Consider the following 13,172-nt stretch of genomic DNA (forward strand, 5'->3'; position numbering starts at 1 on the left):
GCTCCCCTTTCAGCCACAGCCAGCCAATCCTTATGGCAGTAACGGCGATGGGCCATATGAGTCACCCGAACTTTTGAAAAAGTTCCCAAAACCGGGGTGCAGGGTCCTCCCTGCCGGGGTGTGGGCGAGCATGCTGGGAGCATGCTCAAGTCCCCACAAAAACTTCTTTTTCTTCTTTTTCGCGCCGCCTGCGGCGGCGCGAGAGGAGAAGAAAGTGTGTGGGGACACCCCACACCCCGGCAGGAGGGCTAGCCGCCCTCCTGTACCTCCCGCATTGGGAGTGCGGAATCCGTTTTTAGGATTTTTCAAAAATCCTGGATGGCTCATATCCGGCCTATCGCCCTTCCCATTGATGCAGGAGAATTTGTATGCAGGTGGACACCCAAACGCCAGCGCAGGCCATCGAGGTCTCGGCGCGCACCATCAGGCGCAAGCGCAACCGGCAGCTACGCATCAGCCTGTTGTTTATGGCGCCCGCATTCCTGGTCATCCTCATTTTTATGCTGGGACCGGCGGTCTGGTCGGTCTACGTCTCTCTGACAAATATGGCCCTGACAGGCGTAGGAGCGGCCACCCCTCAATTCGTGGGCCTGGATAACTTTGTACATATCTTTCACGACGGCGAATTTTACAACGCCTTCCGCGTCTCCCTGACCTACCTGGTCTTTTCGGCCCTGATCGGGCAGGCGGGTCTGGGGCTGCTGCTGGCCCTGCTGATGCGCCGGCGCAACATCGTCTTTAAGTCGGTGCTGGGCGCGATCATCGTGGCCGCCTGGGTAATTCCAGATGTGGTCGCGGGCTTCGTGTGGAGCGCCTTCCTGGCCGGCGGCCCACAGAGCGTGCTGGACCCTGGTTTGCTCAATAACATCTTCTCCACCTTCGGGCTCCCTAAACATGCCTGGCTGCAAGAATATCCGATGACCATGGTCATCATTGCCAACATCTGGCGCGGCACGGCCTTCTCGATGCTGCTGTACGCGTCCGCGCTCGAAAGCATTCCCCAGGAGCTGCTGGAGGCCTCCGCCATCGATGGCGCCAGCAGTTGGAACACGCTGCGCTACGTTATTATCCCCTTGATCAGGGGCGCCATCGGCACCGATCTGCTACTGATTACCCTGGCCACCCTCTCGGACTTCACACTGGTCTATGTGCTGACCGCGGGCAGCAATATGAATACAGAGTTGATGACGATCTATCAATACCGACAGGCATTCCAGTTTTATCAGATCGGGTATGGCAGCGCCATCGCCTTGCTGATCATCGCAGCCGGAGCCATTCTATCCTTAATCTATACACGCATCCTGCGCGTGGATTTATAGTTGTGAAGAGAGGTTCGCATGTTTCGTCGAGCTATTATTTCCACGATCATTTATATCTTTCTGACCCTGCTGGGACTCTTCTTCCTGGTGCCCCTGCTGTGGCCGGTGCTGGCCAGTATCAATCCGGCGGCGACCCTGGCGGTAAAGTGGCCCACCGCGCCCAGCCTGAGCAACTATGCGACGATTCTGACCAATGGCGTGGTCATCCCGCCCTTCACCAATAGCGCCATCATGGCCATCAGCACCATGATCCTGGTCGTCATCCTCTCGGGACTGGCCGCCTATCCATTATCGCGCTTCCAGTTTCGCTTCAAAAACACCCTGATGCTGGGCGTGCTCTTCGCCAGCGCGCTCCCCATCCTGGCGCTGGTCACGCCGCTCTACGCCATGTATGTCTCTCTCAACCTGCAGGATACCCTGCAGGGAGTGATTCTCTTCTTCGTGGCCAGCGCGCTGCCGTTCAGCATCTGGCTGATGAAGAACTTTCTAGACTCGGTGCCCTATGAGCTGGAGGAGGCCGCCTGGATCGATGGGGCCTCGACCTTCACGGCTCTGATCCGCGTGGTGTTGCCGATCTGCGCCCCCGGCATCTCGGTGGTGGCGGTCTGGAGCTTCCTGGGGGCCTGGACCAACTTCTTCGTCCCGCTGATCCTGCTGCAGACGCAGGAGCTTGAGCCGGCCTCGGTCAATATCTACACCTTTTTTGGTAGCTATGGACAGGTCAACTATGGGCAGCTGGCCGCCTACGCCATGCTCTATGCCCTGCCGGCCGTGGCGCTCTACACCCTGGTCTCGCGCTTCTTCGTCAAAGGCATCAGTGGTGGACTCAAAGGGTAGGGGGTGTCAGACACACTTTTTACGGGAGTGCAGGGGCGCCCCCTATTGGCATCAATTAAGGGGTGCAGGGCGAGCATGCTGGGAGCATGCTCAAGTCCCCCTCTCTCCTTTCTCCTCTCGCGCCGCCTGCGGCGGCGCGAGAGGAGAAAAAGAAGTTTTTGTGGGGACACCCCACACCCCGGCAGGAGGGCTCGCCGCCCTCCTGCACCTCCCCCTTTGGGGCGCAGACGAAATCAGCTTTCAATGGAGGGGCAGGCATCTGGCTTATGGTATAAATGGGTGAGCGGACGCCTTTTTTCATACCGCCTTACAACTGTATTCGTCTATGCATATTGAAGACAATATATATTTTCTATTCTTTAAATATAGAGAGATATCTATGTTATTGCAAAAGAACACGCTGCTTCGCTATCTATTCCCGGCACTATTGCTTACCATCCTGACTGGTGGGGTCGTCATTGCTTTCTATGCCAACCATCCACGAGCGGAATTACTGGCCGATACATGGAGCTATCTCTATGTGGTTGATCGCATTAGTGTCGCGGGCCAGCTCGTCAATGCCTGGCGCCTGCCATGCTATCCCCTGTTTATTTCGGTGCTCTATGCGATCATGGGGCAGGGGAATATAGAGGCCGTGAGCATCGCGCAGGCGGTGCTGTTTGTGCTGGCCACGCTGGAGATCTATATTCTGGCGGCGCTCATCTTTCAGCGTCCCTGGCTGGCCTTCATATTGAGCTTGATGATGGGAATCAATCTGACGCTGATCTCGTACGTCAAACCATTGATGACCGAGGGGATGGGGCTCTGGTTACTGGCTTCATTAACCCTGAGCGCCGTCCTGTTTATGAAGACCTTGCGGCGCCGCTGGCTCTGGTTGACGGCGTTGTGGATGCTGATCCTGTTTATGACGCGGCCCGAGTGGCTCTATCTACCGCCACTCCTCTTTGCCTATGTGCTCCTCCAGGCTTACAAGAAACAGCGCTTTCGCCGCCTGCTGCCGCACGCCCTGGCCGCGCTGGCCCTGATGTACGCCCTGGTTGGTGGCTATATCTATACCAACGCCACTCAGAACAACTTTGTCGGCACCACCTGGATTACTAATATCAACCTGGTGGGGAAAATTCTGCAGTACAATATGCAGGATCATGGTGATCCCTCTAATCCAGAGCACGTCATGATCGCGCACACGCTTGATAAGTATGTCAGACAGGGTATACGCGATCCGTATTATATGATGGCTCACGAACCAAAGTTGTTTGGCAACAATATCAGTGAGCCAGCGAAATACGCTGAATACATCATCCTGCACCACCCCAAGACCTTCGCCCTCGATACGGCACCTCTCTTTTTCAGTTCGCTGACAGCTTACGCACAGGAGTCGCTCGTCGATCCCACAGGGGTGCTGGGTCAGCCGCTAGCGGTACTACATAATGCATCCCAAATCTTTTATGCCACGAACAGTCTGTTCCCCCTCTGTGTCCTGCTCTGGCTCGGCCTCCTCTACTTCAAAGGCACGCGCCGGCATCCGATAGTGCAGCTCATGGGGCTGTTAATATTGATATGTGTCTATGGAATTATGCTGACGACGGCGGGTGGCTATCGAGATTACGACTATATGCGTATCTACGTCCTCTTCGACCCCCTGCTGATCGTCATCATCTGGGGCTTTCTGCTGTGGGGACTCTCGCTATTATGGAGAAAAGTAGTCGAACGGGTAACAACGCGAAAAAGTAAAAGCGGCCATATGCGCGGCCTGCTATTCTCCTGCTTATGTCTGATGGCGCTGATCTTGAGCGGCTGTGAGGGGGATCTGACTACGCCACCCACTAACCATAGCCTGACCCTGGTGTCCTGCCATCGCGAAGGCCGGGTGGGATTGCTCTTTATGCGCTTTGAGAATCGCGGGGTAGATGTCTCATCAAGCAGTGTGCAGCTGCTTTTTAAGACGCCATACACATCACAGCAGGTCAGCATGCATGTTGACCTGCCCCCGATTCCCAACAATCAAGAGAGGCTAGTCACCGTTGATGTGCCCGTTCACGGTCCCGACTACTGGATGCCCAATAGTCCGGTAAAAGTCACGTTAAACCTGCCGCGAACCGACAGGCAACCTCAAAGCAACTTCACCACGGACTGCCATGATCCCAGCTAATCCGTGATCACCAGCAGGCCAGGATACTATGCAAATGATGTATCCTGGCCTGCCTCCCTCTGCCTTCTTGCTCACCACCAGAAATCTACCTATCCTTTACAATATTTTTACAGATGAGCTCACAAAAAGCTGGTCATCAAGCGTTTAATTTGATATAATTGTGCATATGACTCTCCAACTGCAGCACCATAAATAGGATCTTTTCTATTCCACCATGTATCAAATTAGCGGCGCTTGATTACGAACTTTTACTCTGTATTGTAGCAAGCAGACGCCCATAAGGGGCGCACCTACAGCGACAATGGCAAAGGAGGCGCTCCATGCCAGCAACCTTTATACCTTTACACAACAACCATAGAGCCCCTCGCTACCCTGCGCTCGGGCATATATTCGCCTTGATAAATGAGCCCAGGGTACCACGCAGCTCGCGACAGACACAGACACGGCGTACAGACAAAGTGCTGCCGACGACCAGGACGCAGGAGACGCGCCAGCGCGTGCAGCAGAGGCGACCACCCAGGCACTGGCTGGTATCGCTGGGTCTGGGTATGGTCCTCATGTTGCTCCTGGTAGCGGCCTGGCAGTTTGTGCTGCCACGCACGACCGCCGCCTACAACGATTGGCGCTATGGCAATCCGCGCACGTTTCAAATCGATGCCTTCGTGGGGCACGAGACGGTGGTGACCATCCCCAGCCACTTTATCGTCTTGAATCTCAACGGCGATATTCAGGTCATTGAACTGCCGGGTGGCGACCAGAATAAGGTGCAGCGCTACCAGGTGACGCAGCTGTCGGGTCCGGCGGCAGCCAGCATCCCTGTCACGTTGGAGTTCGTGGACCCTAACCACACGCATCATCCCGATATGCTGGTGCATATTCAGGACGCGCAGATCCTGCTGAAGAATGTGAACGGCACCTTCAAGGTAGTCAACAGTTGAACGATGCCCGTATCCATTAACCCATGGATACGGGCATCGCCGCACACACATTTTGTCAATAGAGACAACGAACCATCTTATCCCTCCACCGATCAGGCAGATTGAAGGATGTGATTGCCGCGTCTGCGCACATATCTGATAAAGGCCAGTGTGGTCAGCATACGGGACAGCCGTGAGTGGTAGAGGGAAGGCTGCTCGGGATTGGTGACGCAGCCGCCATGCTTCGTCCAGCAGGCGGTGCCAGCTAGCGGGGAGGCGCTTACGCCAGCGCTGTAGAGCCGGAGATTTGGCGATAATCTCGCCATCTTCCAGGGTGGTCAAGATACGGCAGAGAGTCGTCACCGCGAACATCACCGACTCATCGTCAAGGTAGAGGAAAGGGCGGTGCCGGGCCAATCCAGCCCAATATGTGTTCAGGTTATAGGACATCGCATCAACTATCTGAGACCAGTCCACCGCCAGCGGCAGGGTGGCATGGTCGGGTCCCAGGAGCGCGATGGCCTTATGTTGAAGAATCCACCACGTCACCGCGTTTTGATCTCCATAGCGGGCCGGATTAAACACGCCATTCTGAAAGTGTGGATAGGGGGCAACCTCTTGACGCGACTTTCCAAGCGCCTCCAGAGGCATATATGCCACCTCCAGTCGTCGAGCCAGCGGCTCCTCCTTCCGCAAGCTACGATGCGCGGCGGCGAAAGAGTCCAATTCAGTCGCGCTCCATTTCCTATGCGTCAAAATGACGACATCGATATCGCTGGTCAGCTCTTCAAAGGCCCCCAGGGCCGTAGAGCCACAGACGTACACGCCATAAATATGGTCTTGCACCGGCTCCAAAATATTGAGATATGCTTCCAGCAAAGGCTGTAACATCTGAGGTATAGCAGCATTGTGCATTACGATTTATACTCCGTTCCTTCTACTGTGAATAATCTATCATTTTACATGCAATAGGAAAGAGATCGTTTTTAATGGAACGTACGCGCTCTGGTACAAGGCCGCTTCGCGGCAAGCGCCCGCAAGGGGCGCACCTACGATGCCTTTTCTTTTTTCTTCTTCATTTTCTTTTTGGGAACATTGAAAATGATATTCTTACAGGGTGAGAAGGTGTTCGGGCGTGCGCAAATATGCTATACTATTGTTACATACTGATATTAAGTAAGTGATCAGTAAAATAGCGACCAATCAGAGAGATAGGGAGCAGAGAGAACATATGGCTATAACCAATACACAGTCAGAGCAGCAGGATGCGCTGGTGGCCAGCTGGCCGTTGAGGCGCGTGGGATTGCGCGTGCAGAATATGCAGCGCAGCATCGATTATTATGGGCGCCTGGGCCTCTCCGTGGTGCGCGATGAGCGCGACGCGGATGGCAATGGGAGCGTTGGATTGGGTGCGGCGGGCGGCAGCGAGGTGCTGCAGCTGCGCACGCTGGCCGGAGGCCGTCCGCGTCCGCGCCACACCGCAGGGTTGTTCCACTTCGCCCTGCTGGTGCCCGACGAGCCGGAACTGGGTTCATTCTTGCGTCACGTTCTTGACCGCAACAACAATGTCCCGCTGGGTGGCGCCTCCGACCACCTGGTCAGTCAGGCCCTCTACCTGACCGATCCAGAGGGCAATGGCATCGAGGTGTATGTGGACCGGCCGCGTGAGCAGTGGCCCATGCAAGACGGCAAGGTAGCGATGGATACGATACCACTGAATGCTCCCCACCTGCTGGAACAGGCCCATGAGTTCAAGGGCTTCTCCCAGGGTCTACGTCTGGGACACATGCACCTGAACGTCAGCGATCTTGACCAGACCTTTGCCTTTTACAGAGAACACTTTGGTATGGAGCGCATGATCGGCATCGAGCAGCAGGCCTACTTCCTCTCCTGGGACGGCTATCACCACCACCTGGGGACCAACCTGTGGGCCGGTCGCAACGTGCGGCCCGTCGAGCCAGACATGTACGGCATCGACTTCTATGAGATCCGGCGTCCCGATCTCCAACCCTCCACAATCCAGGACCCCAACGGCGTCACCATCATCATCCAATAACACATCAATAAAAAAGAGAATCGTAGGATCGGGCCTTGCGCCCGATTTCCTCTCCACGTACGTCAACGCTCGAAAAAATCGATATTTATGCGAGCGTTGCGTGCGGTGAAGGGAAATCGGGCGCAAGGCCCGATCCTACGGCGACATATCGTGCGGTGAAGGGAAATCGGGCGCAAGGCCCGAACATACGGCCAATACTTCTTATTTTGCCACGTTTATACATATATAACGTATTACAATTATGGTCTCCTGACAATTCCAGGTCAGGGTGAGCCCGGCAAATACGATTAGCAGGATGCAATATGCCACAGGAATGCGCGAATCCGATGCTGATATGAATTATCATCTATATGTTATGAACTCATCAATCATGAAAGGGACATCTATGCAGCACTCATATTACCAGAGCCATACGCGGCGTGAACGCAGCAGGGCCTTTCCCTCTGGCTTCATTCTGGCTCTGATCGCGGGCCTGATCATTTTTGGTATCGGCTTCTGGACCAACTTTCAGAACAACGTTACCACTACCACCTGGATTGGGCTGGTGTTCCTGGTTGCCTTTATCGGTACGCCTTTCCTGGCTGGCATGATCGGTACCCTGAGCACCAGCCGCATCGATACAGGGATGGCCGCCGGCGTCTGGAATGGTCTTTTTGTAGGCATATTTATGGGGGTGTATCAGTTTTTAGTGCTGGAAAACAATGTGCCAACGAAGGTCGCACCGGATATCATCAAGCAGGTGCAGGATTTTCTGGCGCAAGGAGGCATTCAGATCTCGGTGCAGACGCTGCAGGTTGGCAATAGCGCCCCCACCAGCTATGTGGGTATCGTGCTGGTTGACCTGGTGCTGCTGGTGCTCTGGCTCGGCCTGGGCGCGCTATTGGGGCTGCTCGGAGCTCTGATCGGCAAGATCTTCGCGCCACGCCAACAAAAGAACATCCCACCCTTCCGCTACTCGTAGGTGTCGGGCTTGCCCCAACTTTTCGAGCTTGCCCCGACTTTGATCGAGGACGCCTCATCGGTGATGAGGCGTCCCTTTTTCATTGCTTTAGATTTCGGGGACGTTAAGGACGGCGCCCGTGTTAGCGGATGTAACGAGGGAAGCATAGCGGCGCAGCCAGGAGCTCTTAACGCGTCCTTTGACATGGGTCACCTCGCTCAGGCGCTGCTCAATCTGCTCGGGCGTGAGCTGTACCTCCAGGCGGCGCTCGACGAGATCGATATGGATCATATCACCATCAACCAGAGCGGCGATGGGACCGTTGGCGGCCGCCTCGGGCGAGACGTGTCCGATACAGGCGCCACGCGTACCGCCGGAGAAGCGGCCATCGGTGATCAGGGCCACCGTTTCGCCCAGACCCATGCCCATGATATTGGCGGTCGGCGCCAGCATCTCCTGCATGCCGGGTCCACCACGCGGTCCCTCGTAGCGAATGACGACGACATCACCCTCTTTAACCTGCTTATTAAGGATGCCGGCGCTGGCCTCTTCCTGCGAGTTATAGATACGGGCGGGACCTGTATGCTTCATCATGGCGGGAGCGACGGCCGCCACCTTGACCACGGCCCCCTCGGGAGCCAGGTTGCCGAAGAGGATGGCCAGGCCACCCTGCTCGCTATAGGCCTCCTCAATGGGATGGATAACCTCTTTATCCAGCACCTCGGCCTCGGCGATATTCTCACCCAGCGTGCGCAGTGTCACGGTCGGACGCTCCAGGTTGAGCAGACCCTCCTTGCGCGACAACTCTTTGAGGATGGCGCTGATGCCGCCGGCGCGGTCCACGTCCTCCATATGCCACTGACCGGCCGGGCTGACCTTACACAGGTGGGGAGTGCGAGCCGCCACCTGGTTGATGCGCTCCAGCGAGTAATCGATGCCCCCCTCACGGGCCAGGGCCAGCGTATGCAGCACCGTATTGGTCGAACCGCCCATCGCCATATCCAGCGCGAAGGCATTATCGATGCTATCCACATTCACGATCTGCCGGGGCGTCACATTGGCCTTGACCAGATTCAGAATCTGCCGACCCGCCGCGCGCGCCAGTTCACGCCGCTCCTCCGAAGTCGCCAGCTTCGAGCCGTTGCCCGGCAGAGCCAGTCCCAGCGCCTCCATCAGACAGTTCATAGAGTTGGCGGTAAACATACCCGAGCACGAACCACACGAAGGACAGCTCAACTGTTCCAGCTCCAGCAGCTGGGCGTCATTGATCTTGCCCGCCTGGTAGGCGCCGACGCCCTCAAAAATAGTGATCAGGTCAGAGCTACGGCCATCGGGCAGCTTGCCGGCCGCCATCGGGCCGCCGCTGACAAAAATAGTCGGGATATCCAGGCGCATAGCACCCATCAGCATACCCGGCACGATCTTATCGCAGTTAGGGATACACACCATGCCATCAAAACGATGGGCCTCAATCACGGTCTCGACGCAGTCAGCAATCAGTTCACGGCTGGGAAGGGAATACTTCATGCCGATATGGCCCATCGCGATACCATCATCGACGCCGATCGTATTAAACTCGAACGGCACCCCGCCAGCCTCACGAATGGCCTCCTTCACCAGCTTGCCAAACGCCTGCAGATGCACGTGGCCGGGAACAACATCGATGTAGGAATTGCACACAGCGATAAAGGGCTTTTTGAAATCATCTTCACCTACGACACCGGTCGCACGCAGCAGGCCCCGGTGAGGAGCGCGCTCGAAGCCGAGCTTAATCTGATCTGAACGCATTGCGCCTCCTTAAGGCAGGTAGGAGTTCGTTCCCACCTCGCATTGTTGCATTGAAAGCTTTTTTATTAAGCAATCGTGAACGTGACAGGTCTCCCCTATGGGCGTCAGCATTGAGGTGAGGGAAATCGGCGCCATCCACGCTGAGGGCCTGCGTCTTACTTTCTGGTTATAGGAGCATAGTATTCCCAATAAGATACCAGTAGGCGTCAAGTATAGCACAGTTCCCCGCCCGGCTCACCACTTCCCCTCTCGAAAGCCAGAAATACGTTTATTTAAACTATACGAAGATGTATCATTTTACCGTATTAGCTCACATGAACCAACCTTGCGGAGCAATATTTGTCACAATCACTGCAACGGCATATAATGGGTGAGGCAATGAGGTGCAAAGATGAAGCAAAAAGCTTCATTTTTTATAATATTGTGAGGGTAAAATGATTATTTTAGAGACGGAACATTTGCAGTTCCGGCCCCTGACGCTGGACGACCTGGACGATATGACCGCGCTTTATACCGATCCCGAGGTTACACGCTTCCTGGGTGGTCCGCGCAGCCGGGACGAGGTGCAGCGGGTACTCAAAGGGTATATCCGCGAATACCAGATCTACGGCCACTCGTTTTTCGCCACCATCCGTAAAAGCGATCAGAGCTTTATCGGACATTGCGGCCTGCTGAAGCAGGAAGTCCAGGGACAGGAAGAGATCGAACTGGCCTATGTGCTGGCGCGCCCTTTCTGGCAAAACAACCTGGCCATGGAGGGGACCGAGGCCCTGAAAAATTACGGCTTCCAGAAGCTGGGTTTCCAGCGTATTATTTCATTGATTCCACCCGATAACACCGTTTCGATCCATATCGCGGAAAAGATCGGCATGAGCTATGAGCGCGATGTCGATCAGTGGGGCCAGCACTTCCGCCTCTACGCGATCAATCAGGATCACTGATAGATTCCAGTGGAGACAGAAAAGATGTAGCGGGGAAGGGCGCATCCCTCCCCGCTACATCTTTTCTGTCTCCACTATAATTTGACATCGTTGTTTTCGGCTTCGAGACAGGCTGTCGTGGATTCGCCGAACGGCCGCTCGGTCATGACAGGCTCCTCCTCCTGATCGGCATTGGCGGGACGCTGCTCGCGGATGACAAAGAGGGCGATCAGGAGTCCACAGACGACACAGGCGAAGCAGGTCCAGATCGCGACGTGGAAGCCGTCCGCCAGAGCCGAGGCGCCATCAACGCCCTGGGACTGCAGGGCGGCGGTCTGCGCGGTCGCGAGCGAAGTAACGATGGCCAGCACCACACTTGAACCCACCTGCTGGCTGGTATTGAGCAGGCCGGAGGCCAGGCCCTGCTCCTCGTTGCGCACCCCGGTCGTGGCCGCGATCGTAATGGCCGGAAACACAAAACCCATGCCCAGTCCCACCACCAGCATTCCCGGCAGAAGCGCGCCCTGATAGCTCGCCGTCGCCGAGATCAACAGGAACAGCAGTTGCCCACAGCCAACCACAATAATGCTGGCGACCAGCAGCAGCTTGAGGCTGAGATGCGAGAACATACGCGAAGCGATGTTGGAGAGGATCAGCAGCACAGCAGCCATCGGCAAAAAGGCCATCCCGGTCTGGATGGCTGAATAGTGCAGCACCTGCTGCATAAAGAGGGTCAGAATAAAGATGATCGCCCCAAAGGTGCCGGGCAGCAACAGGCTGACCAGGTTACCGCCGGCCAGTACAGGCAGGCGAAATATATTCAGGCGTACCAGCGGATCCTGAGCCCGTAGCTCGATCCAGATAAAGGCCAGCAGCAGAACCACCGCCAGAGCCAGCAAACCCCAGGTGTGCCACGAGAGCCAGCCCAGGTCATTGCCGCGCGCCAGCGTATAGACAAGTATCACGATAGCCACCGTGATCATCAGCGCGCCCAGAATATCCAGTTTCGGCCGCCGCTCCGGCAGCGGGCTTGTAGGGATAAAAAAAGGCGTCAGCACGCAGGCCAGGATGCCGACCGGCACATTGACAAACATCACCCAGCGCCAGCCAGGGCCAGCCGTCAGTAGACCGCCCAGGATGGCACCGACGGCAAAGCCGGTTGAGGCCACCGCGCCCATCACGCCCAGCGCCTTGTTGCGCTCCGGCCCCTCCGCGAAGATCGACGTGACCAGGGAGAGCGATGTCGGCGCCACCACCGACGCGCCCAGTCCCTGAACCGCGCGGGCAACAATCAACCAGGACTCCGATTGAGCCAGACCGCCGAACAGGGAAGCAAGAGAGAACACAACCAGGCCCGCCAGGAAAATGCGCCGCCGCCCAAAGAGATCAGAGGCGCGGCCACCCAGTAAGAGAAAACCACCAAAGGTCAGAGAATAGGCACTCACCACCCACTGCAGATTCTGCGTCGACATCGCCAGGTCTTTTTGCATCGAAGGCAACGCCACATTTACAATCGAAAAATCTAATACCACCATAAATTGCGCCATACATAACAGCGCCAGCACAAAACCACGATGAGCCATCTTTTGTCCAGGAGCAACCATCAATCCCTCAATCTATTTTAGACATCTATAGCATACAGATTTTTATTATAGGCATATAAAGTCAAAAATTGGTACTAAAAAGTGTCACGTTTTGGGACCAAAAACAGACTATATATAATGAGAAGGTTTTTATTTATAGCACGAGGACGAAAGATATGCTCACAACAAAAAATACCACCACAAATGATAGCCTGCGTGCAACTGAAAAGGAGCGGAGCCAGCAGCTGGATCACGCGCAGGCTCAACAGCTACTACCACAGGGACTGTTGCCACTCGAAGATGAGCAGATTAGCAGACTCCTGGCCCTCGTAGCGGTCGAAAACCACAAGATCCTTCGCCTCTCCCTGCTCGAAAGTGTTTAGCCGCCAGGCTGGCTTTATAAGTTGGTGCCGTAGGCGTGCTTGAGCGCCCCCGCACGGGCGTCCGCTGACGCGGCCGCACTCGTTAATTTTATAGTAGTGCATGGAGTGCGCAGCTGCGCACTCCATGCACTACTATAAAATTAACTCTGAGCACCGAAGGTGCGAAGAGAGAGGAAATTCAGGCCATTGGCTGAGGTTACCATTAACAATTTTCTTTTATGCAGTCATAATAAAAGGGGCGTAGATACAAAAGCGAGAAATGTATCTGCGCCCCTGC

10 protein-coding genes are annotated in these 13,172 nt (G+C 55.7%); 7 read left to right on the plus strand and 3 right to left on the minus strand.

The window, feature by feature from the left end:
• The first annotated feature begins 368 nt into the window (after positions 1–368).
• The 3 genes from KTT_RS27350 to KTT_RS27360 all read left to right on the plus strand — a co-directional run bounded on the left by KTT_RS27350 (position 369) and on the right by KTT_RS27360 (position 4,308).
• Complete coding sequence (locus tag KTT_RS27350) at positions 369–1,319, plus strand: carbohydrate ABC transporter permease (protein WP_126600811.1); 951 nt, start codon at positions 369–371, stop codon at positions 1,317–1,319.
• 18 nt (positions 1,320–1,337) lie between these two features.
• Positions 1,338–2,156: a carbohydrate ABC transporter permease gene (locus KTT_RS27355; protein ID WP_126600814.1), complete on the plus strand. Its 819-nt coding sequence runs from the start codon at positions 1,338–1,340 to the stop codon at positions 2,154–2,156.
• Between the two features lie 379 nt (positions 2,157–2,535).
• Complete coding sequence (locus KTT_RS27360) at positions 2,536–4,308, plus strand: glycosyltransferase family protein (RefSeq protein ID WP_160146167.1); 1,773 nt, start codon at positions 2,536–2,538, stop codon at positions 4,306–4,308.
• A 341-nt stretch (positions 4,309–4,649) separates the two neighbouring features.
• Here the strand turns inward: KTT_RS27360 and KTT_RS27365 are convergent, their stop codons facing one another.
• Positions 4,650–6,140 carry a nucleotidyltransferase domain-containing protein gene (locus tag KTT_RS27365; protein ID WP_126600819.1) on the minus strand — a complete coding sequence of 497 codons (1,491 nt, stop codon included), beginning with the start codon at positions 6,138–6,140 and terminating at the stop codon, positions 4,650–4,652.
• 316 nt (positions 6,141–6,456) lie between these two features.
• On the opposite strand from KTT_RS27365, the gene KTT_RS27370 reads away from it, so the two are divergent.
• Together KTT_RS27370 and KTT_RS27375 are read left to right on the plus strand one after the other, a co-directional pair.
• Positions 6,457–7,281, plus strand: coding sequence for a VOC family protein (locus KTT_RS27370; RefSeq protein ID WP_126600821.1), 825 nt, complete (start codon positions 6,457–6,459; stop codon positions 7,279–7,281).
• Between the two features lie 385 nt (positions 7,282–7,666).
• Positions 7,667–8,242: a hypothetical protein gene (locus KTT_RS27375; RefSeq protein WP_126600822.1), complete on the plus strand. Its 576-nt coding sequence runs from the start codon at positions 7,667–7,669 to the stop codon at positions 8,240–8,242.
• Positions 8,243–8,329: 87 nt separating this feature from the next.
• On the opposite strand, the gene ilvD is transcribed toward KTT_RS27375, so the two are convergent.
• On the minus strand, positions 8,330–10,009 hold the full coding sequence (gene ilvD / locus KTT_RS27380; protein WP_126600824.1) for a dihydroxy-acid dehydratase: 1,680 nt from the start codon (positions 10,007–10,009) through the stop codon (positions 8,330–8,332).
• Between the two features lie 434 nt (positions 10,010–10,443).
• Here ilvD and KTT_RS27385 point away from each other — a divergent pair, with 434 nt between their 5' ends.
• Complete coding sequence (locus KTT_RS27385; protein ID WP_126600826.1) at positions 10,444–10,950, plus strand: GNAT family N-acetyltransferase; 507 nt, start codon at positions 10,444–10,446, stop codon at positions 10,948–10,950.
• Positions 10,951–11,024: 74 nt separating this feature from the next.
• Here KTT_RS27385 and KTT_RS27390 read toward each other — a convergent pair whose 3' ends face one another.
• Positions 11,025–12,533 (minus strand): MFS transporter, encoded by a 1,509-nt coding sequence (locus KTT_RS27390; protein WP_126600828.1) that lies wholly within the window; start codon positions 12,531–12,533, stop codon positions 11,025–11,027.
• A gap of 155 nt (positions 12,534–12,688) precedes the next feature.
• On the opposite strand from KTT_RS27390, the gene KTT_RS27395 reads away from it, so the two are divergent.
• The gene (locus tag KTT_RS27395) at positions 12,689–12,895 is read left to right on the plus strand and encodes a hypothetical protein (RefSeq protein WP_126600830.1); all 207 of its coding nucleotides are present in this window, start codon (positions 12,689–12,691) and stop codon (positions 12,893–12,895) included.
• The last annotated feature ends 277 nt before the right edge of the window (positions 12,896–13,172 follow it).

Source organism: Dictyobacter aurantiacus (genome assembly GCF_003967515.1).
In the GTDB taxonomy this organism is placed as follows: Bacteria; Chloroflexota; Ktedonobacteria; order Ktedonobacterales; family Ktedonobacteraceae; genus Dictyobacter; species Dictyobacter aurantiacus.